Genomic DNA, 20,591 nt, shown 5'->3' with positions numbered 1-20,591 from the left:
TAGATGACGTAGCCGCCTGCCCGCAGCGCCTCCACGAGTTGATGGCCTTCGAGCAGGTTCGGCGGCGGGTCATACTTGCCGGCAGCTTCCGCTGACAGGCTTGGCAACGAAAATAACATCAACCCGGCCGTGAGTAAGGCGATGTAGAGCGGTTTTAGATTCAATGAACTCATGTATCCACTTCCATAAACCAGGAAAGAATACCGTCACGCAATGATAATACCTACATGCAATGATTGTATCTAAATGTTTTAACTTTCTTACAGATGAGCCCCCTGATTGCTGATTGCGCGGGTAGACTTTAGCGCCTCGCTGCTTGATACTTTCAGTCTTTAAACTTGCTCAGACCCACTCATGACTCACGACTGGTTAGCTGACATCCATTGGGACGCGCAGGGGCTTGCCCCTGCGATCGTGCAGGAGGCGGCGAGCGGCAAGGTGCTGATGTTCGCCTGGATGAACCGCGCGGCACTGGAGGAAACCCTGCGCCGGGGCGAGGCGGTGTTCTGGTCACGCTCGCGCCAGCGCCTGTGGCACAAGGGCGAAAGCTCCGGCCACGTGCAGCGGGTGAAGGACATCCGCCTCGACTGCGACGGCGATGCGCTGCTGCTCAGCGTGGAGCAGACGGGGGGTATCGCCTGCCATACGGGCCGCCACAACTGCTTCTTCCAGCGCCTGGAGGGGGGCCGCTGGGTGGCGGTAGACCCGGTACTAAAGGACCCGAGCCTCATATATAATAAGCCGTGAGGTGCCCTCAGGGTGGGCCCAACAGGTGGCTGCATGAGTGATGTGCTTGAGCGTCTGGCGCAGGTGATTGAGGAGCGCAAAAACGCGAGCCCGGACAGCTCCTATGTGGCCAGTCTGCATGCCAAGGGGCCGGACGCCGTCCTGAAGAAGATCGGCGAGGAAGCTACCGAACTGGTGATCGCAGGCAAGGCGGGTGATACCGAGCAGATGGTGCATGAAACCGCCGATGTCTGGTTCCATACCCTGATATTGCTCTCGGCCCAAGGCTTGGGGCCCAGCGCGGTATTGCGCGAGCTGGAGCGCCGCTTTGGCCTCTCCGGACTGGAGGAAAAGGCGCGGCGGTCGGGTTCATGACCTCAGCCTGCCTGTTTTGCAGTATCGCCGAAGGTAAGCTGCCTGCCCAGTTTGTGCACCAGGACGAGCAGGTGGTGGTGTTCAAGGACATCCATCCCAAGGCCGCCGTGCACCTGCTGCTGGTGCCGCGCCTGCATCTGGAAAGCCTGAACGAATTGAACACTGGACACGACGGGCTGGTCTCACACATGATGCGCCTGTTGCCGGTGCTGGCACGCGGGCAAGGTCTGACCAACGGCTTCCGTACCATTATCAATACCGGCCCGGGTGGCGGCCAGGAAATAGGCCACCTGCACATCCACCTGCTGGGTGGCAGCCCTTTGCCGGGATTTTGAACAACCGAAGTTTATTTTTGGAGAATACCCATGATAGGCAGTCCCACACAATTGATCATCATTCTGGCCATCGTACTGGTACTGTTCGGTGCCAAAAAGCTGCGCAACATCGGCGGCGACATCGGCACTGCAATCAAGAACTTCCGTAGCTCGGTACGTGACGGCAGTGAGGAAGCCAAGGCCGCCGAAGACACTGCCGCACCGGGCGAAAAGCCCGCCGAACAAAACACCGAGGGCCGCGTGATTGAAGCGGAGGTGGTCAAGGAGAAGGATAAGGTCTCCTGATCACGACCCCGTAGTATGTTTGATATCAGCCTTGCCGAGATTGGCATCATCGCACTGGTCGCTCTGCTTATTATCGGGCCCCAGAAGCTGCCCGAGGTTGCGCGCACCGTTGGTTACTGGCTGGGCAAGGTGCGCCGCATGGTGGCCAGCGCCAAGTCCGACATGGATCGCGAATTCAAGACCGATGAGTTACGTAATCTGCTGACCCAGCAGCAGGGTGAGATGCAGGAGTTGCGTAAAATCCTGGACGAAACCCGCACCGACATGGAAGTGGATACCAGCCAGCTAGGCGTCAATTTGCAGGACAATGTCCTCGCTGACAGTCCCGGCGACCAACCCGCCACTACCGAACCCGAACCACCCGCCGCCATTCCCGCCGAGTCCGCACCCCAGAAACCGCCCCATGACGGATCAAAGTAACACCTCCGACGAAGGCGAACAGCCGGAGGCAGGTGGCGAAGAGCGTTCACTGATAGCACACCTGCTGGAGTTGCGCGACCGGCTGATCCGTATCGTCGCCAGCGTCATGCTGGTATTCTCCGTGCTGTTCTGGTTTCGCAACGAACTCTACAACCTGCTGGCCCAACCCCTGATTGATCGCCTGCCTGCAGGTAGCAGCCTGATTGCCACCGAGGTCGCCTCCACCTTCTTCGTCCCGCTGAAACTGACCTTGTGGCTGTCGCTGTTTGTTGCCATCCCCGTAGTGTTGTACAACATCTGGGGGTTTATTGCCCCCGGCCTCTACAAAAAGGAACGCAAGCTGGTGTACCCGCTGCTGATCTCGAGTACGCTGCTGTTCTTCCTCGGCGCCGCCTTTGCCTACTTCCTGGTGTTTCCGCTGGTATTCCATTTCTTTGCCATGACTACGCCGGAAGGCGTGGCCATGATGACCGACATCAGCAAGTATCTGGATTTCGTGCTCGGCATGTTTTTCGGCTTTGGTATTTCGTTTGAAACCCCGGTGGTAGTAGTGCTGCTGGTGTGGGCCGGGGTGGTCTCACCCAAGGCCCTGGCCGAGAAACGCCGCTACATTGTGGTGCTGGCCTTCGTCATCGCCATGATTCTCACCCCGCCGGACGTCATCTCGCAGTTCATGCTCGCCATTCCGCTGCTGCTGTTGTTCGAGGTCGGGCTGCTGGTGGCGCGACTCTACCACCGCAAGGAAGATGGCGAAGAGGAAGAAGCCGACGAGCCACCGGATGACGATAACCCGCCGCCGGCTGATGGCCCCGAACGCAGCTTTGGCACGCCCCGCGGTGCCCAGCCGGTCGGCGGAACATCGCCCGACAAACAGCACGACTGACAATGCGCGGCCTGCCTGACAGGTCGTGGGATAGCTTGCAGCCTAACGGCTGGTGGGTGTCGGGCGTTCGCCCACCGCAGGTGTGTGGCGTATCTCGCTGCCTTCGCGCAGGCCCCGTAGCGTGATGATGGTGCCCGGCGCATACCCCGCAACAACATTCACCAGTGCCGCCGGGTCGTTCACCGGTGCGTCATTCACAAACAGCACCACGTCGCCCGGCCGAATGCCCGCCTTGCTGGCCGGCCCGTTCGGCTGCACCCCTGCCACAATCACCCCCTCTACCTTGCCGAGGCCGAATGACTCCGCCAGCGCCGGGGTAACTGCCTGCACCTCGATGCCGAGCCAGCCACGCACTGCGTGACCATGCTCGATGATCTGCTGCATCACGCCCCGCACCAGGCTGGCAGGTATGGCAAAACCGATACCCTGTGACCCCCCTGAGCGGGAAAAAATAGCGCTGTTCAACCCCACGAGGTGGCCTTCGCTATCGATCAGCGCGCCACCGGAGTTACCGGGATTGATTGCGGCATCGGTCTGGATAAAGTTCTCGAAGGTACTCAGCCCCAGATGGGTACGCCCGGTGGCACTGACGATGCCCTGGGTGACCGTCTGTCCGACGCCATAGGGGTTGCCGATCGCCAGCACTACGTCGCCCACGCGCAGGGCATCGGATTCGCCAAAAGTAATGGCAGGCAGCGTACCGATATCAAGCTGCAACACGGCGATATCGCTCTCCGGGTCTCTGCCCACGATGCGTGCCTTGGCATTACGGCCGTCATTCAGCGCCACCTGGATGTCGTCAGCGCCTTCGATGACATGGTTGTTGGTGAGCACATAACCCTGGGGGCTCACGATCACGCCCGAGCCAAGACTGGACTCGACCCGGGAGCGCGGAATACCGGATCTACCATCGAAAAAACGCTGCAGGAACGGATCGTTGAGAAACGGGTTGCGTTCGGCCACCAGCTTGGTGGTATTGATGTTGACAACGGCAGGTGCGGCCAGCGCAACCGCGTCGGCATAGGAGGCCACGCCACGCACGGCGGGTGCTGCCGGCGCCTGGGTGGTAATAACAGCCGGTTGTTGTTGCTGGCCGAGCAGGGAGGGATAGAGATACAGCACCACAAAGGCAAGCAGCAAGCCTGCCAGTATCGCCTTGGAAATAAAGGAAGTTGCGTTACGCAGGGACATGGCGTCGTGACAACAGGTAGAATCCCAGCCTCATGGTAGCATGCCCCCGTAGTTACCCTGGCGCCAAGACAGACGCGGCAACCTCAGACGCGTATCAGGCCCTTGCGTGCCATGGACCGACGCACCACAAACCATGCCGCCGCAATCACCGCTGCGGTCACTATGATGTCAAACAAGGCGCTCATGGGTTTGTGGTAGAACTGCGGATCCACCGAACCGGAAATCCAGGTGTAGCGCTCCAGCCAGGTACCCAGCACGATACCGCAACCGACCACGGTAATGACTATCGGGTTGTGCCGATTGGCCGTGAAGATAAAGGTACAGAACGGGATGATGAACTTGAGCGTAAAGAAGGTCCACCACAAATAGGCGTAGCCCCCCAAGTACTCCATACCAGGCTGCATGGCACCGCCGTACATCATGTTAAAGAAGCGCCCGATATTATCCGGCAAGCGGCCATACCAGAAGATCAGGAACTGGGTGAAGAACAGATACGTCCAGAGGATAGTGAAGGCCAGCATCATCTGCGCCAGGCAGTTGAATACCAGGGGGTCAAAGGCCTGAGTCAACTTGCCGGAGCGGTTCAGGAAGAACAGGAACACGGCAAAAAAGGCCAGGAACACATGGAAGTTGCTGACGAAGTGATAGGCGCCATAGCTCGCGCTGTGCCAGCCCGGCAACATGGTCATCTCGAAATCCCACGCCACCATGGTGGCGTACGGCACATAGGCGAACGGGATCAGCAGTGCAATATTACGAAATGTGCGCTGGGTCTTGTATGAGCTGTCGGTCTCGGTCTTCGCCTGATACTTGATGAACAAACCATACAGCGTGGCCACCACCAGAAAGCCTATGATCTGACGCGCCACCAGGAAGGTGTAGTTGTGCCAACCGCTCAGATGATGCTCGTCGCTACTTTCCCGCGCTGCGGCCAGCCACTGGAAGGTACTCTCGCCATTGAACAGGAGTATCAGCAGCAGCACAAATGCCAGCGGAAAAAGCGCCGCCAGCGAGACCGCCAGCTTGCGTATCTGGAAGCGCCAGTTGGCATTGGCCATGTGCAGCAGCGCGCACAGTGTGACGCCCCCCATCCCGAGATAGAGGATGATAAGAAAGTTCGTGGTCAGTGTTGACCAGCTGCCAAAATTTTCCATGGAACCGCTACTCCTGCTCTTGCTTGGTTTATTGGGCGGCGTGCTGCGCTGCCGGTTCCTGCGTCAGCCCATGACGTATGTAATTGACAACGTGCCAGCGCTCCTCCACGGACAGATCGTTGGAGCCTGTCTGGCCGCGGGTCACCCCGTAGGCCGGCATGATGACACTGCCGTAGGTAATGGTGCCGAACAGCCAACCCTCGGTGAGTTGTTTTTGCACGTATTCGTCGGTCAGCGGGATGGCGCCGATCTTGTCGCTCACCGGGCTGTCGGCCTCGCCGGTCAGGCCATGGCAGGCGGCGCAGATAATCCTGTACAACACCCGGCCCTCCTTGATTGACTCGGCGCTGGCGTGAATGGGATTGATCAGGGATTTGGTCGCCTCCCGATCTGCGACCTGGGTCGGAATGCCCTCCACCGGCACCGAACGCTTGGCGAAGTCCGGCAACTGTTTGCCTTCTGCCGGCAGCTCCTGCGGCTTGATGCTGGGCTGGTTCATCATGTCCTGCGACCACGGCCAGGCATAGCTGAGCGCGGGCAGCAGAGTGACGGCGACGACTAGATAACGCAGCTTCATTTGATAACCTCTTCACGAATCTCCAGCACGCTATGCTGCTGGAACAGTCCCTTGGCCGTCTCCAGGCTCGCATCCGTCAGTTCGATAATTATGCCAACCTGATCCAGGCTCACCTTCTCGCTATAGAGCGAACCTTTACGTGAGGGCAAGCGCGCACCTATCAGAAACCCGGCCAGGCTGAACAACACACCACCCAGAATCAGCATTTCGTAATTGAGCACGAAGTTCGACACCATGGAGATCACCGGCTTGCCGCCCTGCGGCTGCACCAGAAAGGTTGCCTGTGCCGCCGATATCCAGATAAAGCTGCCGATCAGGCCGAACAGCGCACCTACAAAAGTAAAGCGCTGCACATAGACCGGGCGATCACCCAAGGCCTCTGCCACTTCCAGATGTTCGATGGGCGAGATCACGGTCACGTCGTCCACCGATACCCCGGCGATTCTGCCGGCACGGATGTCCTTTATGGTGGCGATAGTCTGCTCAAAATCCCCGAACAGGCCGAGTATACGGCGCGTCTTTTTCATTGTTCGTCCCTCTTCATGCTGGGGCTGTGTGCGGGTGCGGCACCACCGGCACCGTGTGCACGACCCTTGGCAGATTCCTGCTTGCGGTGATAGACCATTTCCTTCACTTCATACATGGACACCGACGGGAATATCTTGACGAATATCAGGAACAGCATGCCGAACCAGCCGAAGCTGCCGAGTACAATGCCCCACTGCACCATGCTTGGCCACATCACACTCCACTGCCACGGGGCATAGGAAGTCGACAGCGTCGGCGACACAATCATCCAGCGCTCCAGCCACATACCCAAATTGAGTACCAGTGACACCACCATCATGGTCGGCAGGTGAACGCGCAGACGCTGGAAGGCGAGCGCAAACGGAACCACCATGCCGCAGAACAGCATCAGCCAGAACCAGAAGGCATAGTCGCCGGTAAAGCGGTACAACAGCACATCCTTCGCGACCTGGTCATGGCCGTACCAGACCGAGGAGAACTCCACCAGATTGAGGTAGGTCCACACCATGGCGATGGCAAAGGTGAGCTTGCAGATCTTCTCCATGATCGGCAGCGTCATGTACTCTTCCCAGCGGAAGTAGTAGCGCAGCAGAATGAACAGCGTAATGATCGCCGCGCAGCCGGAATACAAGGCACCTGCCACGAAGTAGGGCGGGAAGGTGGTCACATGCCAGCCGGGCATGATCGACATGGCAAAGTCGGACGACACGATGGAGTGCACCGATACCGCGAGCGGAATCAGGAAGCACGCCATCAGCATGTACACCTTGCGGAATACGCGCCACTGGCGGTCGTCACCGCGCCAGCCGAGCGCCAGCGCGGTGTACAATTTCTTGCGCCAGCCGGTGGTGTTGTCACGGGCAATGGCCAAATCGGGAATCATGCCGATAAACAGGAACAGGGCCGATGAAGTCAGGTAGGTAAAGATGGCGAACGCGTCCCACGACAAGGGTGAGCGGAAGTTGGGCCAGGTACCACGTGCCGGCACGTAGGGCGCGACCCAGTAGAAATTCCACACCCGGCCCAGGTGAATAATGGGGAAGATGGCGGCCGTCATCAGCGAGAACGTGGTCATCGCCTCGGCAAAGCGGTAGATCGGTTTGCGCCAGTCGGCATGCACGATATGCAGAATCGCCGACAGCAGCGTTCCCGAATGGCTCATGCCAATCCAGAAGATGAAGGTGGCGATATACAGACCCCACATCTGGGGATTATTCAGGTGGGCGACACCCAGGCCCTCCCGGTACTGATATATCTCGGCCACCACCGCTATCATGACCAGCCCGATGCATACCCCGAGCGAAATCCAGTAGCCGCGTCGCGGACTCTCCAGGCTCTTTAGTATGTCGGTATTGATCTGCTTCCAGGGCAAATCTTCCCGAATGTCTTTTTCCTGGTCGTGTGTTGCCATGTCTTTCATGCCTGCCTCTATATTCGCCATCGCTTACGCCAGTGTTTCGCGCACGCGCTCCAGATACATTACGGATGGGTCGGTGTTGAGCTCCTCCATGACCCGGTAGCCGCGTAACTCTTTGTTCTGCTTGTTCTGCTTGTGGCGCGGACGGCCTTGCTCATCCACACGCGTGACCTGGTGCTTGTTCCACAGCGTGCTGACATCGCTCTCCGGATCCAGCAGGTCGCCGAAGTGGATGGCCGAGGTCGGGCAGGCCTGGGCACAGGCGGTGGTAAATTCGCCATCCTTGAGGCTGCGGTTGTCCATCTTGGCCTTGTCCTTGGCGACACGGATGCGCTGCACACAGAACGTGCACTTCTCCATCACACCCTTGTCACGCACCGTCAGGTCGGGGTTCAACTGCATGTTGAGCGGTTCCGGCCAGGAGGATTCGTAATAGGAGTACCAGTTGAAATAACGTACGCGGTAGGGACAGTTGTTGTTGCAGTAACGCGAGCCGATGCAGCGGTTATAGACCTGCGCATTCAAGCCGTCCGGGGTGTGGTAGGTGGCCGACACCGGGCACACCGGTTCGCACGGTGCCGCACCGCACTGCTGACACAGCATGGGCAGGAAGCTGGCGCCCTGATCCGGAAATTCACGCGCGGCCTGGTCTTCGTCCCAGTAACGCTCGATGCGCATCCAGTGCATGGACTGGCCCTTGGAGTAGCGATCCTTGCCCACCACGGCAAGATTGTTCTCCGCATAGCAGGCCGTGGAGCAGGCATTGCAACCGATGCAGGCATTGAGATCAATGGCCATACCCCAGCGGTGCTCATAGTTGTGAAAACCGCCATCCTCGATACCTTTGCGGTATTGCGACCAGTCACTCACCATATTCTTAAAGGACATGCGTTACGCTCCTTCCGTGCGCCGGAACTGGTCCGCCGAGATTGTCGCCACCATCTTCTGGCCGCGCTGCGAAATATTGTTATAGCCTTCCTTGACCAGCTGCTCATTCACGCCAGTGCGGGTCGCCTTCACTGGCGTGCCATACAACGCGAGCTCGCCGGTGTGTGCCTCTGTGGCAGCACCTACGATCTTGAGTGGATTCACGCCCTGGGCCATTCTGGCAAACCGGCCGAAGCTCTCGTCGTGCCCCTGGCCCAGTGGTACCGCGATCGCATCCGGGTGCACACCCTTGAACAGATACGCCTTGACCTTGAGGCTGCCGTGCGCCGAGGCGATCTCCAGCACATCGCCCTCTTGCACGCCGAGCTTGGCGGCAGTTGTCGGGTGAATCTCGGCCCAGGAATCCCACACCACCTTGCTGATCTGGTCCGGGGCTTCCTGCAGCCAGGGAATATTGGCGTGACGTCCGTCCCACAGGCCGAGCCGGGGTGACGGAATCAGGCGTAACGGATACTCGGCATCGGTGGTGGACTCGCTCAGACTGATCGCGCCAACGCGGGTCGTCAGGCTGCCGGCTGCGCTCTCTACTTTCAATAAGCCTTTTTGCAGGGTCTGCTCCCACATCTGCTGGTTGCTGACACCGAACTCCTTGTAGCTGTCAGGCAGCGCAGCGATAGCGCTCTGCAGGTAGGCATAGTAATCGGCAAAGGCATCGTAATTGCCGGCAACGCGCAGCTTGAGCAGCTTGAGCAGCACATCGCCCACGCCCGGCACACCCGGATACAGGTTTTCCATCAGCGGCTGCTGGAAAGTGATAACACCCTGCTCGGCCTGTTGTTCAGCAACATGGGTGCCCCAATCCTCCAGGGTTGAGGCCACCGGCAACAGCAGATCCGCCTGCATCGCGGTCTCATCCGGCACCTGGGCCAACACCACCTTGAACGGAATATTTTGCAGGCCTTCCGTCAAACCCAGCGCGGCGGGCGCGGTGTATACGGGGTTGGTACCGCAGAAAATAGCGACATCCAGCGCCTTGTTCTTGGCCGCTACGGTAAATGCCACCAGATCGCGGGTATTGCCGGGGCGCGGCGCCAGTTGCGGGAAGGGGAACGCCCCGCGCGCGACAATGGTCTGGCCGACATTGTCCAACATGATATTCAGCAGCATGATGGCAGAGGCCGCCTGATAACCCTGCTCCTGGCCCTCTACCGTCGCACCGGCCAGCACCAGGCTGGGGCTGTTCTTCTGCAACAGGGCTGCGATTTGCTCAATGCGCTGCACGGAAACGCCGGTGATCTCAGCCGCCTTGGCAGGCGCATAGGCTTCGACAGCGGCACGCGCGGCCTCAGGCACAGTTACGCCGGACTGCATCAACACATGGGCGATACCCAGCGCCAGCACACCTTCGGTACCCGGCCGCACGGCCAGCCACAAATCTGCGTTGGCGCCGGTGAGTGACATCTTGGGTTCGGCCACCACCAGCACACCGCGCTGACCGGCGCGGAACTTGCCGTATTCGGTGGCAAAATGCACCGGGGAAACCCAGGTGCCGAGGAAGTCCGCGCCAAACGAAACAATGAGCTTGGCCTTGTCGAACACCAGACCCGGTGCGGCCTCGCCCAGCATGTCCTGATTGACCGCGCGGCCAACCGCGTTATTGATGGCTTCGTGAGCATACTGGTGGGTGGAGCCGAGCGCACTCAGATGCTCCCCGACCAGCGCCGCCTGATGTCCGCTGATGGTGCCGGTGAACCAGGCCACCCGCGCGCCATCGGTAGCAGCGCCTACTTTTTCACCCAGCAGCTGCCAGGCCTCGTCCCAGCTGATATCAACGAGTTTGCCGTCCTTGCGCGCCTGCGGCCCGCGCAGGCGGTCGGGGTTGTAATGCGCCTGCACGCCGGCCTGGCCCATCTGGCACAGCTTGCCGCGATTGACCGGCGACTCCGGGTTGCCCTCCAGCTTGAGCGCACGACCCTCACGCACCCGACCATGAATGCCGCAACCGGCCGGGCATTGAAGACAAATCGAGGCATACCACACGCCCACGCCCGGAATGACATACTCCTCCGGGGACAGATAGGACACGACGGTCTCTTCGCCCTCTTCCAGCGTCACGGTCGATGGCAGATCGCAACCGGCAAGCGTCACGCCCACCGTGCCCCAACCCATCATTCTCAGAAAATCCCTGCGCTTGAGACGCGGCAGCGGGACACCCGCAGTTTGGGTTGCGTCAATATCGGAGGTGTGGGGTTTGATCTCTTTACCGCTCATGGCAAGGCCGCTCGTAATTTAGGTCAGAAAGATGAGTTATTTATGACACGCCCAGCAGTCGCCCGGCCCACCGTTGGCCTCATGACAGGACACGCACCAGCCCATGGTCAGGGGTTTGACCTTCTTGGCCACCGTCATGGTACGCAGATCGCCGTGGCATACCTCACACACCGGGGCCACTGTGTCCACGGACATATTCTCTGCCAGCTCTTCATTATCAAAGATGAATTTTTTCAGGTGCCTTTCATGCGTGAAATGCACGAAATCCGGCATGTCGTGCACTTTCTTCCACGGCACCGACTCTTTCTTTTCCCAGTACTCGGTCAACTTTTGAATGCGCTCCTTGTCCGTCGCAATCATGTTGTGGCAGCCCATGCACTTGCTGGTGGGGGGAATGCCGGCCACTTTGCTGCGGCGGGCATAGGTGTGGCAGTAAAGACAGTTGATCTTGTTAACAGCCGTGTGGACATCATGCGGGAACTCTATCGGCTGCTCCACATCCTTGCCCGCATGGCTACCCTCGGGCGCTACAGGGTATTTGATGCTCGCGGGGACGCCTGGCTCGGCCTGCGCCGGGAACACCCACAGCAGCGCCAGCGCCATCAACAGCGCAGCGTTCACTTGCTGCCACTGCCCACCTTTTGCTCCATTCAACTGAATCCATCGCATTGCGTAAATCTCCACTCCTGCATCCTGCTGCGCCAAAACCGTACACACCTGATCTCAGACGACATACCTAGTCATCTGCATACAAGGCTGTTACGGTCTGAACTCTCTGGGGTAATTGTGTGTCCTGATCCAGTGGTGCTATGACTCGTGCACCGCTCCGACAGGCATTGTTAGCTCAATGGTGCCGCGGCCCTGCCGGCAACCGCGTACAGCGCGGGCACATGCCATCAACCTGACTTGCGCAGCCCTGCAACAACCAAGCTGATACTCCCGAACCACAAGGTCATCCCTACCCACCCGCTTGTCAAGCGCCTCACACACCATCTGGGACTCATTATCATTATTGACAGATTTTCAATTACAGCAAAGCTCCCAACGCATGTCAAGACGGTCGCAAAATGCCGCGCCACACCCACATAAAGCCAAGCGCTCTGGGCTATACTGCACTATCATTTAGGGCAACCCTGTCCCGCACCCCTTAACCGGGTGCCCTGTTAGGACACGAGATAACCGCGCACCACCGGCGCATAACCCGGGAGCATGGCATGACGAAACCCAAGGCACCCTCCCGCACGACGCGTGCGGCCAAGGCCGACACCGGTCTGCGCACGCTACTTGCCCCCACCCGGCGCTCCTCAATGGCCTTGTACTCCGGGACTGATTGCCCATACAGCCACCGCACCCGTATCGTGCTGTACGAAAAAAACATCAGCGCGGAGGTCATCATTGTCACTGAGGGAAATACCCCGCCCGAACTGGCCGGCCTCAACCCCTACCATACCCTGCCGGTGCTGATTGACCGCGACCTCACACTCTACCATTCGCCCGTCATCATGGACTACATGGATGAGCGCTTCCCGCATCCGCCGCTCATGCCCATAGACCCGATATCCCGCGCCCGTACGCGTCTTATCCTGTACCGGATCGAGCGCGACTGGTACAGCCTGTTGGAAGTGCTGGAGGGCAAACCTGAGCGACACCTGGCGACGCGCACACGCAAGGCCTTGCGCGAGAGCCTGACAATCAGTGCACCGCTGTTTGCGCAAAAGCCTTTTTTCCTGAGCGATGAAATGTCCATGGTGGACTGTAGTCTGGCCCCTTTGCTGTGGCGCCTGCCGTACTACGGAGTTGATCTCCCCACCCAGGCCAGGGCGGTAGAGCAGTACGGCAAAAGGCTGTTTGCACGCGAGGCCTTTCAGACCAGCCTTACCGAGACTGAGCGCGAGATGCGCGCACCTTGATGCAAACGCCATGAGTAGTACTACACCCACGCCCGCAATGACCTCGAGTCGACCTTACCTGTTGCGCGCGCTGTATGACTGGATCGTGGATAATGGCCTTACCCCGCACTTGCTGGCCAATGCCACGGCGCCCGGGGTACGAGTGCCGGGGCAGTACGTGAAAGAGGGTCGCATTGTACTCAATATCGCCCCGCGCGCAGCACAAGACCTGCAGCTAGGCAGCGAATGCATCGACTTCAGCGCCCGTTTCGGCGGCGTTGCTACAGGCATCAGCGTACCCGTGTCCGCCGTACTGGGTATTTATGCTGCGGAAAACGGTCAGGGCATGGTCTTCAACAACGAAGAAGGCAGCACCCCGCCGCCCCCGGAGGGGACGCCAGCACCCGCCCGCAAACCCAAACTCAAGCTGGTGACTTAACCCCAGTTACTTGTGGCGAGTGGCTAGTAACGGGAAAAGTCCTGATGCCTGGCTCGTAACCGGGTTTTAATCCGTATACTCATACAGCGTCACCACCCGCTGCACACCACCGGTCTCGCTGGCAATCTGGGTGGCGATGGCCGCTGTGGCACGCTGCACCAGCCCCATCAAATACACCACGCCATTCTCGGTCACCACCTTGATGCGCGTAGCGTCGAAGTTCTTCTCGGCCACCATCCGGGTTTTTACCTTGGCGGTCAACACCGTGTCGCCGCTGCGTGAAACCAGCGAACTGGGTGCCGCAAGCACCAGCTCGTTATAGACCTTTTTCACCTTCTGGGTATTGCGCGCATGCTCTTCGGCGCGTTTGCGCAAGGCTTCGGTAGGCGTCTCACCACTCAACAGCACCAGACCGTTGTAGCTGGTGACATTGATATGGCTCTGCTCATTAAGCTCCTGGTCGCCCCGGATCACATTGGCCACCTTGAACTCTATCGCCTGGTCTTCCACCACCGAGCCTGCCGTGCGCTGATCATGCGCCACTGAGGCACCCGCGGCTCCGCCCGCCACCACCACTCCCGCACAACCCTGCAACACAGCGGCGCTCACCGCCATGACACACGCTAAAATTCTGACATACATATATTTCAGGCCTCCTGTCCGAGTAACTGGCAATCGATAAGATCGCACAGACAATGAATAATCAGTAAGTGTACTTCCTGGATACGCGCCGTGGATTGTGACGGTACGCGCAGTTCAACATCGCCCTCGCCCAGCAGCCCCGCCATCTCGCCGCCATCTCGCCCTGTCAGCGCGACCACAACCATGCCACGGTCGTGCGCCGCCACTACCGCGCTCACCATATTGGCCGAATTGCCGCCGGTACTGATGGCGAGCAGCACATCTCCTGGCTGGCCCAGGGCTCGCACCTGGCGGGAAAAAATATCGGCAAACTGGTAGTCATTGGCAATCGAGGTCAGCGTGGAGCTGTCTGTGGTCAGTGCTATCGCGGGCAATCCGGGGCGCTCCTGCTCAAAGCGATTCAGCATCTCGGAAGAAAATATCTGGGCATCTCCGGCCGAACCGCCGTTGCCGCAACTCAATACCTTGCGCTCGTGCAACAGGCATCGAGTCAGCATCTCTGCGGCGCGCGCCACCGGCCCGGCAAGCACTTCCAGCGACTGCTGCTTGGTCTCGATGCTGTGCTGAAAACTGTGCTTAACGCGCTCAACCATGTCCATGGGTTATTCCGCCTCAAAGGCACTCCGTATCCATTCACACTCCATTGCAGCACTTCCCTCGCCGGGAACGACGGCCATCACGTCAAAGCGGCAGGGTCGTCTGCCTGCAGCCGGATGCTGCTGCAGGTAGTGTAACGCAGCAGCGATCAAGCGAGCTTGCTTGCGTGTATCCACGCTGGCGGCGGCACCGCCAAAACGTCTGCTCGCGCGGTAACGCACTTCCACAAACACCAGCGTTTCCTGGTCACGCATGATGAGATCAATCTCGCCCCGTGAGCAGCGGTAATTGCGCTCCACCAGCCGCAACCCCTGACGCTGCAAATGGGCGCAGGCCCCGGCTTCGGCACGTTGGCCGCGTTCTGCGCGCGCATTCTGTACTGCTGCCATCAGCGGGCCGGGCCAGCGCCGGTATCGACCACGTACGGCACACCGTTTTCAAACCGCGCCCAGATCGGCTGCCGGTGCACCCGACGCACGCCATCCAGCCGCAGGCTGCCGGTCTCACCCTCGAACCGCTCCGAGGCCGCACCCTGCAATCGCGGCAGGTGGGCGATCACGCGATAGGCATCTACGCCGAGTGCATACAGGCGTCGCAGCGCATAAAAAGAATCACCTTTTTGTGCCAGCAGCGCGTCGCTCAGCGCCTTGCGTGGTGTATCCGTCAGCACCCACGGCATGTCACTGAACAGAATGCCGTCCAGATCAATGTCCGCCACCGGATCCGGCTTGCCGCTGTAAAGGTGCGAGGTGGAATACACCGGCAGATCGAAGGCGTAATAATAGCGCAACTGCGGATGAATAATGCGCGCCTGCCGCGGCAGCGCTACCACAAAAATGGCATCTGCATCGCGCCGACGGGATGGCTTGGCACGCTTGTCATTGGCCGGCGCCGGGCGATAGCCGAGCAGCTTGCGAATCGGGCCGCTGAAATCCTGTCCCTCAGCCGGGTAGGACTGCTGCGCAACCACCAGCCCACCGAGCCGCTCCAGATGCTCACGGAAGGCGCGCAGGATACGATCGCCCCATTCGCCCTCCGGGGTCAGCACCAGCACGCGGCTGCGGCCATCCAGCCAGGCCCGTTCGGCGGCCTGACGGGCCTCATCCTCGGGCGCGAGACCGAATTCATAGAGATTCCCCGGCGTCGCCGTACTGTCCTCGTTGTAATTCAGCGCCAGTGTTGGCAATGGCAGCGTGCCCAGGGCATAAAGCACCTTGACACCTTCCTTGGCAAGAGGCCCGACGGCGAATGCCGCACCCTCCTGACGCGCCTGCTGGTACACCGACAGCACCTCCAGCGCTGCGTCCGTGCCGCTGCCGACGCCCACGTCGTAAACGCGCACCGACGCAGCTGCGCCCTGTGCATTGGCCGCCGCCATAAACCCTTCACGTACGGCATTGCCCGCGGCCGCCAACGGGCCGGTGAGCGGCAGCATCAAGGCTATCGGAAAATTCGCATCGACGCTGGTCTGGATCGGAAAAGACAACACCGGCTCTGAAGATAAGCTGGGCGACGGTGTAATGGCGGCTGCATCATAGAGCACCAGCGTGCGCAGTGCAGCCAGTGTCTCTTCCGTCACAGGATGCGTGCGGTGACGTGTGCGCCATTCGGCAATTTTCTGCCTGAAAACGGAACTCTGTGCCGTAGAGCGCGCGATACCCACCAGCTCCGCCCAGCCACCCAGGGCATCGCCTGTGTGGCGTGCCGCCTCAGCCAGCTCGGTACCGGGTGTATCCGCCAGACTGGCGACAATGGCGCGCTGGTTGTCACGCCGCGCCAGGGCATCTGTCAGCAGCGGCTCCAGCGCCACCCGTTCACGTGCCGACGCCAGGCGCTGATTCAACCGTGCATGGGCCTCGGCCCGTAACACATGAATTTCCACCTGCAACGACTGCGCCTCGGCGGGGGCAGTCAGCCCTTGTAAAGCGCCCAGCGCCGCCGGGCCGTCACTCTCCGCCAGCGCGATACGTGCCTCGATCAGCTGCCGTCGCACCCACACTGCCGCCGCCAGCCCTTTGCTGTCGAGCGCTTGCAACACCGCCCGCGCACGCTGCGGTTCACCGGCACGCAACCAGGCATGGGCCGCATCCAGGCGATAGACATCGCGCTGAGGTGGCGGCGTAACGGAGGCGAGCTGTTCCCACACCGCCGCCGCGCGCTGAAAATCGCCGACACTTTCAAGCGCCTGCGCCTGCTGGGCCGTCACTGCGGGTGGCTGTTGCGGTGCAGGCCCCCCCGCCACACGGTGCGGCAACCCGTCGCAGCCCGTCAGCAGCAACGCCAGCCACAACGCCATCGCCGGCTTTAAAGGTGTAACATTCACGACAAGGCAGTCTCTTGGTGAGCGTGGAAAGCGTGTCAATCGAACAAGGTGTACTGTACGTGGTCGCGACACCTCTCGGCAACCTTGGCGATTTCAGCGCCAGGGCACAGGAGACGCTGGCCGGCGTGGCCCTGATCGCCGCAGAAGATACCCGCCACAGCGGCTGGCTCCTGCGCCATTTTGGCATCACTACCCCGCTCATTGCGCTGCATGAACATAATGAACGTGAACGCAGCGCCGAACTGATTGCCAGGCTCCAGCGCGGCGATGCGCTGGCGTTGATCTCCGATGCCGGCACCCCGCTCATATCCGACCCCGGCTACACCCTGGTACGCGCGGCGCATACCGCACAGATACGGGTCTGCCCGGTGCCCGGCCCCAGCGCCCTCATCGCTGCGCTCTCCGCCTCTGGCCTGCCGTCTGACCGCTTTGTGTTTGAAGGATTCCTGCCGCCACGCGCAGCGGCGCGGCGCACCCAGCTCGAAGCAGTGCGGCATGAACAACGCACGCTGATTTTCTATGAAGCACCGCACCGCCTGCTCGACTGCCTCAGCGACATGCGCACTGTGTTCGGTATCGAGCGGGAAGCCGTGTTGGCACGTGAGATCACCAAGCTGTTTGAAACCATCCGCCACGACAGTCTGCAAGGTCTGCATGATTTTGTCGGCGCCGACCCGCAGCAGCAGCAAGGCGAATGCGTCATCCTGGTACACGGTGCGCCCGCTCCGCTCGCCTCCGGGCATGACCACGAAACACTGCTGCGCGCACTGCTGACCGAACTCCCGGTGAAACAGGCCGCCCGGCTCGCCGCCGCCATCAGCGGTGCCAGAAAAAATGATCTCTACGACCTTGCGCTACGGTTAAAATAGGCTGGTGCAGACGCTCATCGACAAATTTGGCCGCCGCATCGACTATGTACGCCTGTCGGTCACCGACCGCTGCGACCTGCGCTGCACCTACTGCCTGCCGCAGGGCTTCAAGGGCTTTGAGGAACATGCGCACTGGCTCAACTTCGAGGAAATAGAACGTGTGTTGCGCATCTTCGGCGAACTTGGCGTATCACGGGTACGCATCACCGGCGGCGAGCCGCTGCTACGCAAGAATCTGGCACAACTCGCCGCACGCCTGCATGCCCTGCCCGGCATCGACGATCTCTCACTCAGCACCAACGCCACCCAGTTGCCGAAACACGCGCACGCGCTGAAACAGGCAGGCATCACACGCATCAACGTAAGCCTCGACAGCCTCCGGCCACAGCGCTTCCATGACATCACCGGCGGCCAACTAAGCGCCGTGATCGACGGACTGATGGCCGCAAAAGACGCAGGCATGCACCCCGTCAAGATCAACATGGTCGCCCTGCGCGGCGTGAACGATGACGAGATCGAAGACATGGTGGAGTTTTGCATCGCGCACGATTTCACCCTGCGATTGATCGAAACCATGCCCATGGGCAGCACCGGGCGGGCGGCGACGGATCAGTATCTTGATTTACAGGTGATAAAAAAACAGCTTGAGCAAAAATATGAGCTCATTCCCAGCGTCATGCCCGGCGGCGGGCCGGCGCGTTACGCGCAGGTCGCCGGCACCACGCTGCGCATCGGCTTCATCACGCCCATCTCGCAGCACTTCTGCGAAACCTGCAACCGCGTGCGCCTGTCCGCCGACGGCACGCTGTATCTGTGCCTGGGCCAGGAAGATACACTTGAGCTGCGCCCGTTGTTGCGTCATGGCATCAGCGATGCAGCGCTCACCGAGGCCATTCTCGAGGCCATCACCCGCAAGCCTGAGCGGCATGAGTTCCGCGAGAAACCCGGGCAGATCATACGCTTCATGGCCAAGACCGGAGGCTGACCGTGGAAAGCGAGCGCCCCCTGCTGACTCTCCCTCAGGGCGAAAAGCGCGTGCTGCTGCACTCGTGCTGCGCGCCGTGCGCGGCCGACGTCATGAGCGAGATGACGCGCTCCGGTATCGACTACAGCATTTTATTCTACAACCCCAACATCCACCCCCGGCACGAGTACGAACTGCGTAAAGCGGAAAACAAACGCTACGCGGGCAAACTCGGCGTGCCGTTCATTGACCTCGACTACGACACCGACAACTGGTTTACACGCATCAAGGGACTGGAATACGAACCGGAGCGCGGCGCGCGCTGCACCGCCTGCTTCGACATGCGCTTCGAGCGCAGTGCGCTCTACGCCATCGAGCATGGCTACACCGTCTTCACCAGTTCGCTCGGCATCTCACGCTGGAAAGACATGGCACAGATCAACGCCTGCGGCGAACGCGCGGCGGCACGCTATCCGGCCCTGACCTACTGGACCTTCAACTGGCGCAAAGGCGGCGGCAGCGCACGCACGGTGGAAATTTCCAAACAGGAACAGTTCTACCAGCAGGAATACTGCGGCTGCATCTACTCCCTGCGCGACACCAACCGCCACCGCCGCACCCAGGGCCGCGAGAAAATAAAATTCAGCGTCAAGTTTTACGGGAAAGACACGGCATAGCGGACGCTGGCTACCCGGCGAGCACGCACGCCCTGAAACCGGAATTCCCGTCAGCGCCCTGATCTGCCATGACCCTCACCATCATACTCTGGCTACTCACCGTCGCGCTGATAGTGCTCGGGCTGGTGGGGCTTCTGCTCCCGGCCATACCCGGTGCGCCGGTGCTGTTTGCGGGTCTCGTGATGGCGGCGTGGGCCGAAGATTTTATCTATGTGGGCTGGGGCACCTTATCGGTGCTGGGCGTGCTGGCACTGCTCACGTACCTCGCCGACTTCGTGGCCAGCGCCTTCGGCGTACGCCGCTTTGGCGCGTCACCACGCGCAGTGACAGGTGCGATTATCGGCTCTGTGCTTGGTTTGTTTTTTGGCCTGCTGGGTGTGCTGCTCGGACCCTTCATCGGCGCGGTCATTGGCGAGCTCTCCACCCAGCGCCACCTTGGCGCAGCAGGGCGGGCGGGCATCGGTGCGACCGTGGGGCTGGTATTGGGCGTTGCGGCCAAGCTGGCTCTGGCTCTGGCCATGCTCGGCGTATTTGCCATCGCCCGCCTGGCGTGACGCTGTGAATGGTGCCGGTGAGGGGAATCGAACCTCTGACCTACTGATTACGAATCAGTTGCTCTACCAACTGAGCTACACCGGCCTTCTTGGCATTTAGACCCGGTTTAGTCGTGTTGTGTGGCGTCCGCCTGTGATCCAGGGGCATTGCGTACCCGGATAATGACTTCGATCCCCGCTGTCACCGTACCCTCCGGCAACGCCGGCAGTGCGCTGAGGGCAAGCTGGTCGGCCCCAACATCCATCAAGGTGCCGGTGTCCAGATTGTAAAAGTGGTGGTGTGGATCGACATTGGAATCATACAACATGCGCGTCGGGTCAACGATGACCTCATTGATCAGTCCCTGTTCCGCAAACACACGCAGGGTATTGTAGACCGTGGCCTTGGAGGCAAGGGGACGCTCCTTGTTTACCAGCACCAGTATCTGTTCGGCGGACAGGTGTTGCGGGCGCTCCAACAACAGCTGCGCAATTTCAATGCGTTGTTGCGTGGGACTGATGCCGCGGGTACGCAGCAATGCCGCGACATCCTCTCGGCTCAGCGGAAACTTGTCGGACTGATCCAGCATGTACACAGTATAAGATGA

At 60.3% G+C, this 20,591-nt stretch carries 24 protein-coding genes, 1 tRNA gene and 1 pseudogene; 12 read left to right on the top strand and 14 right to left on the bottom strand.

Going from position 1 to position 20,591, the window contains the following annotated elements; translation table 11 throughout:
- Positions 1-354 precede the first annotated feature (354 nt).
- The 6 genes and pseudogenes from hisI to tatC all read left to right on the top strand — a co-directional run bounded on the left by hisI (position 355) and on the right by tatC (position 2,913).
- A complete protein-coding gene (gene hisI, locus Q8L89_06220; protein ID MDP1708644.1) occupies positions 355-747 on the top strand; it encodes a phosphoribosyl-AMP cyclohydrolase in 393 nt (130 codons plus the stop codon).
- Between the two features lie 33 nt (positions 748-780).
- Positions 781-1,101 carry a phosphoribosyl-ATP diphosphatase gene (locus Q8L89_06215; protein MDP1708643.1) on the top strand — a complete coding sequence of 107 codons (321 nt, stop codon included), beginning with the start codon at positions 781-783 and terminating at the stop codon, positions 1,099-1,101.
- Positions 1,098-1,436, top strand: coding sequence for a histidine triad nucleotide-binding protein (locus Q8L89_06210; GenBank protein MDP1708642.1), 339 nt, complete (start codon positions 1,098-1,100; stop codon positions 1,434-1,436). Before Q8L89_06215 ends, Q8L89_06210 begins: the two co-directional genes overlap by 4 nt.
- A gap of 30 nt (positions 1,437-1,466) precedes the next feature.
- Positions 1,467-1,721, top strand: a complete 255-nt coding sequence (gene tatA / locus Q8L89_06205) for a twin-arginine translocase TatA/TatE family subunit (protein ID MDP1708641.1) — start codon at positions 1,467-1,469, stop codon at positions 1,719-1,721.
- A gap of 15 nt (positions 1,722-1,736) precedes the next feature.
- Complete coding sequence (gene tatB / locus Q8L89_06200; protein MDP1708640.1) at positions 1,737-2,141, top strand: Sec-independent protein translocase protein TatB; 405 nt, start codon at positions 1,737-1,739, stop codon at positions 2,139-2,141.
- A pseudogene (tatC, locus tag Q8L89_06195) lies at positions 2,125-2,913 on the top strand (twin-arginine translocase subunit TatC). Before tatB ends, tatC begins: the two are co-directional and overlap by 17 nt.
- A 153-nt stretch (positions 2,914-3,066) precedes the next feature.
- Here the strand turns inward: tatC and Q8L89_06190 are convergent.
- The 8 genes from Q8L89_06190 to Q8L89_06155 all read right to left on the bottom strand — a co-directional run bounded on the left by Q8L89_06190 (position 3,067) and on the right by Q8L89_06155 (position 11,734).
- Positions 3,067-4,215: a trypsin-like peptidase domain-containing protein gene (locus tag Q8L89_06190; GenBank protein ID MDP1708639.1), complete on the bottom strand. Its 1,149-nt coding sequence runs from the start codon at positions 4,213-4,215 to the stop codon at positions 3,067-3,069.
- Positions 4,216-4,298: 83 nt separating this feature from the next.
- Positions 4,299-5,369 carry a hypothetical protein gene (locus Q8L89_06185; protein MDP1708638.1) on the bottom strand — a complete coding sequence of 357 codons (1,071 nt, stop codon included), beginning with the start codon at positions 5,367-5,369 and terminating at the stop codon, positions 4,299-4,301.
- A gap of 28 nt (positions 5,370-5,397) precedes the next feature.
- Positions 5,398-5,946, bottom strand: coding sequence for a cytochrome c (locus Q8L89_06180; protein ID MDP1708637.1), 549 nt, complete (start codon positions 5,944-5,946; stop codon positions 5,398-5,400).
- On the bottom strand, positions 5,943-6,473 hold the full coding sequence (locus Q8L89_06175; protein ID MDP1708636.1) for a DUF3341 domain-containing protein: 531 nt from the start codon (positions 6,471-6,473) through the stop codon (positions 5,943-5,945). The genes Q8L89_06180 and Q8L89_06175 overlap by 4 nt, the downstream gene beginning before the upstream one ends.
- Positions 6,470-7,885 carry an NrfD/PsrC family molybdoenzyme membrane anchor subunit gene (nrfD, locus tag Q8L89_06170; protein MDP1708635.1) on the bottom strand — a complete coding sequence of 472 codons (1,416 nt, stop codon included), beginning with the start codon at positions 7,883-7,885 and terminating at the stop codon, positions 6,470-6,472. Before nrfD ends, Q8L89_06175 begins: the two co-directional genes overlap by 4 nt.
- 33 nt (positions 7,886-7,918) lie before the next feature.
- Positions 7,919-8,779: a 4Fe-4S dicluster domain-containing protein gene (locus Q8L89_06165; GenBank protein MDP1708634.1), complete on the bottom strand. Its 861-nt coding sequence runs from the start codon at positions 8,777-8,779 to the stop codon at positions 7,919-7,921.
- A gap of 3 nt (positions 8,780-8,782) precedes the next feature.
- Entirely contained in the window at positions 8,783-11,050 is a 2,268-nt protein-coding gene (locus Q8L89_06160) for a molybdopterin-dependent oxidoreductase (GenBank protein MDP1708633.1), read from the bottom strand.
- Between the two features lie 36 nt (positions 11,051-11,086).
- Positions 11,087-11,734: a cytochrome c3 family protein gene (locus tag Q8L89_06155; GenBank protein MDP1708632.1), complete on the bottom strand. Its 648-nt coding sequence runs from the start codon at positions 11,732-11,734 to the stop codon at positions 11,087-11,089.
- A gap of 623 nt (positions 11,735-12,357) precedes the next feature.
- Here Q8L89_06155 and Q8L89_06150 point away from each other — a divergent pair.
- Both Q8L89_06150 and Q8L89_06145 read left to right on the top strand, forming a co-directional pair.
- The gene (locus Q8L89_06150) at positions 12,358-12,960 is read left to right on the top strand and encodes a glutathione S-transferase N-terminal domain-containing protein (protein MDP1708631.1); all 603 of its coding nucleotides are present in this window, start codon (positions 12,358-12,360) and stop codon (positions 12,958-12,960) included.
- Positions 12,961-12,970: 10 nt separating this feature from the next.
- On the top strand, positions 12,971-13,378 hold the full coding sequence (locus Q8L89_06145) for a ClpXP protease specificity-enhancing factor (protein MDP1708630.1): 408 nt from the start codon (positions 12,971-12,973) through the stop codon (positions 13,376-13,378).
- A gap of 66 nt (positions 13,379-13,444) precedes the next feature.
- On the opposite strand, the gene Q8L89_06140 is transcribed toward Q8L89_06145, so the two are convergent.
- From Q8L89_06140 to Q8L89_06125, 4 genes are read right to left on the bottom strand one after another with little or no spacing between them, the layout of a single operon-like run.
- Positions 13,445-14,020: a BON domain-containing protein gene (locus Q8L89_06140; GenBank protein ID MDP1708629.1), complete on the bottom strand. Its 576-nt coding sequence runs from the start codon at positions 14,018-14,020 to the stop codon at positions 13,445-13,447.
- A gap of 5 nt (positions 14,021-14,025) precedes the next feature.
- Positions 14,026-14,619: a phosphoheptose isomerase gene (locus tag Q8L89_06135; GenBank protein MDP1708628.1), complete on the bottom strand. Its 594-nt coding sequence runs from the start codon at positions 14,617-14,619 to the stop codon at positions 14,026-14,028.
- 3 nt (positions 14,620-14,622) lie between these two features.
- Positions 14,623-15,006: a YraN family protein gene (locus Q8L89_06130; protein ID MDP1708627.1), complete on the bottom strand. Its 384-nt coding sequence runs from the start codon at positions 15,004-15,006 to the stop codon at positions 14,623-14,625.
- Complete coding sequence (locus tag Q8L89_06125) at positions 15,006-16,940, bottom strand: penicillin-binding protein activator (protein ID MDP1708626.1); 1,935 nt, start codon at positions 16,938-16,940, stop codon at positions 15,006-15,008. Before Q8L89_06125 ends, Q8L89_06130 begins: the two co-directional genes overlap by 1 nt.
- 38 nt (positions 16,941-16,978) lie before the next feature.
- On the opposite strand from Q8L89_06125, the gene rsmI reads away from it, so the two are divergent.
- The 4 genes from rsmI to Q8L89_06105 all read left to right on the top strand — a co-directional run bounded on the left by rsmI (position 16,979) and on the right by Q8L89_06105 (position 20,004).
- The gene (rsmI, locus tag Q8L89_06120; protein ID MDP1708625.1) at positions 16,979-17,809 is read left to right on the top strand and encodes a 16S rRNA (cytidine(1402)-2'-O)-methyltransferase; all 831 of its coding nucleotides are present in this window, start codon (positions 16,979-16,981) and stop codon (positions 17,807-17,809) included.
- Between the two features lie 4 nt (positions 17,810-17,813).
- Entirely contained in the window at positions 17,814-18,794 is a 981-nt protein-coding gene (moaA, locus tag Q8L89_06115) for a GTP 3',8-cyclase MoaA (GenBank protein ID MDP1708624.1), read from the top strand.
- Between the two features lie 2 nt (positions 18,795-18,796).
- The gene (locus Q8L89_06110) at positions 18,797-19,450 is read left to right on the top strand and encodes an epoxyqueuosine reductase QueH (protein ID MDP1708623.1); all 654 of its coding nucleotides are present in this window, start codon (positions 18,797-18,799) and stop codon (positions 19,448-19,450) included.
- Positions 19,451-19,518: 68 nt separating this feature from the next.
- On the top strand, positions 19,519-20,004 hold the full coding sequence (locus Q8L89_06105) for a DUF456 family protein (GenBank protein ID MDP1708622.1): 486 nt from the start codon (positions 19,519-19,521) through the stop codon (positions 20,002-20,004).
- A gap of 9 nt (positions 20,005-20,013) precedes the next feature.
- On the opposite strand, the gene Q8L89_06100 is transcribed toward Q8L89_06105, so the two are convergent.
- Together Q8L89_06100 and Q8L89_06095 are read right to left on the bottom strand one after the other, a co-directional pair.
- Positions 20,014-20,089 (bottom strand) — tRNA-Thr (locus Q8L89_06100).
- Positions 20,090-20,111: 22 nt separating this feature from the next.
- Positions 20,112-20,573, bottom strand: coding sequence for a Fur family transcriptional regulator (locus tag Q8L89_06095; protein MDP1708621.1), 462 nt, complete (start codon positions 20,571-20,573; stop codon positions 20,112-20,114).
- Positions 20,574-20,591 lie beyond the last annotated feature (18 nt).

It is taken from the genome of Gammaproteobacteria bacterium, assembly GCA_030680605.1.
In the GTDB taxonomy this organism is placed as follows: domain Bacteria; phylum Pseudomonadota; class Gammaproteobacteria; order SURF-13; family SURF-13; genus JAQBXX01.
Note: the sequence above shows the minus strand (reverse complement) of the source record. Positions and strands in the feature narration are given on the sequence as shown.

What these genes read in the sequence shown, in the direction of transcription:
- hisI (MDP1708644.1), top strand. Translation starts at nt 355, where the DNA reads ATGACTCACGACTGGTTAGCTGACATCCATTGGGACGCGCAGGGGCTT.
- tatB (MDP1708640.1), top strand. Translation starts at nt 1,737, where the DNA reads ATGTTTGATATCAGCCTTGCCGAGATTGGCATCATCGCACTGGTCGCT.
- Q8L89_06185 (MDP1708638.1), bottom strand. Translation starts at nt 5,369, where the DNA reads ATGGAAAATTTTGGCAGCTGGTCAACACTGACCACGAACTTTCTTATC.
- Q8L89_06095 (MDP1708621.1), bottom strand. Translation starts at nt 20,573, where the DNA reads ATGCTGGATCAGTCCGACAAGTTTCCGCTGAGCCGAGAGGATGTCGCG.
- Q8L89_06215 (MDP1708643.1), top strand. Translation starts at nt 781, where the DNA reads ATGAGTGATGTGCTTGAGCGTCTGGCGCAGGTGATTGAGGAGCGCAAA.
- Q8L89_06210 (MDP1708642.1), top strand. Translation starts at nt 1,098, where the DNA reads ATGACCTCAGCCTGCCTGTTTTGCAGTATCGCCGAAGGTAAGCTGCCT.
- Q8L89_06180 (MDP1708637.1), bottom strand. Translation starts at nt 5,946, where the DNA reads ATGAAGCTGCGTTATCTAGTCGTCGCCGTCACTCTGCTGCCCGCGCTC.
- Q8L89_06160 (MDP1708633.1), bottom strand. Translation starts at nt 11,050, where the DNA reads ATGAGCGGTAAAGAGATCAAACCCCACACCTCCGATATTGACGCAACC.
- Q8L89_06135 (MDP1708628.1), bottom strand. Translation starts at nt 14,619, where the DNA reads ATGGACATGGTTGAGCGCGTTAAGCACAGTTTTCAGCACAGCATCGAG.
- tatA (MDP1708641.1), top strand. Translation starts at nt 1,467, where the DNA reads ATGATAGGCAGTCCCACACAATTGATCATCATTCTGGCCATCGTACTG.
- Q8L89_06175 (MDP1708636.1), bottom strand. Translation starts at nt 6,473, where the DNA reads ATGAAAAAGACGCGCCGTATACTCGGCCTGTTCGGGGATTTTGAGCAG.
- Q8L89_06130 (MDP1708627.1), bottom strand. Translation starts at nt 15,006, where the DNA reads ATGGCAGCAGTACAGAATGCGCGCGCAGAACGCGGCCAACGTGCCGAA.
- Q8L89_06190 (MDP1708639.1), bottom strand. Translation starts at nt 4,215, where the DNA reads ATGTCCCTGCGTAACGCAACTTCCTTTATTTCCAAGGCGATACTGGCA.
- Q8L89_06140 (MDP1708629.1), bottom strand. Translation starts at nt 14,020, where the DNA reads ATGTATGTCAGAATTTTAGCGTGTGTCATGGCGGTGAGCGCCGCTGTG.
- Q8L89_06105 (MDP1708622.1), top strand. Translation starts at nt 19,519, where the DNA reads ATGACCCTCACCATCATACTCTGGCTACTCACCGTCGCGCTGATAGTG.
- nrfD (MDP1708635.1), bottom strand. Translation starts at nt 7,885, where the DNA reads ATGGCAACACACGACCAGGAAAAAGACATTCGGGAAGATTTGCCCTGG.
- Q8L89_06165 (MDP1708634.1), bottom strand. Translation starts at nt 8,779, where the DNA reads ATGTCCTTTAAGAATATGGTGAGTGACTGGTCGCAATACCGCAAAGGT.
- Q8L89_06145 (MDP1708630.1), top strand. Translation starts at nt 12,971, where the DNA reads ATGAGTAGTACTACACCCACGCCCGCAATGACCTCGAGTCGACCTTAC.
- Q8L89_06150 (MDP1708631.1), top strand. Translation starts at nt 12,358, where the DNA reads ATGGCCTTGTACTCCGGGACTGATTGCCCATACAGCCACCGCACCCGT.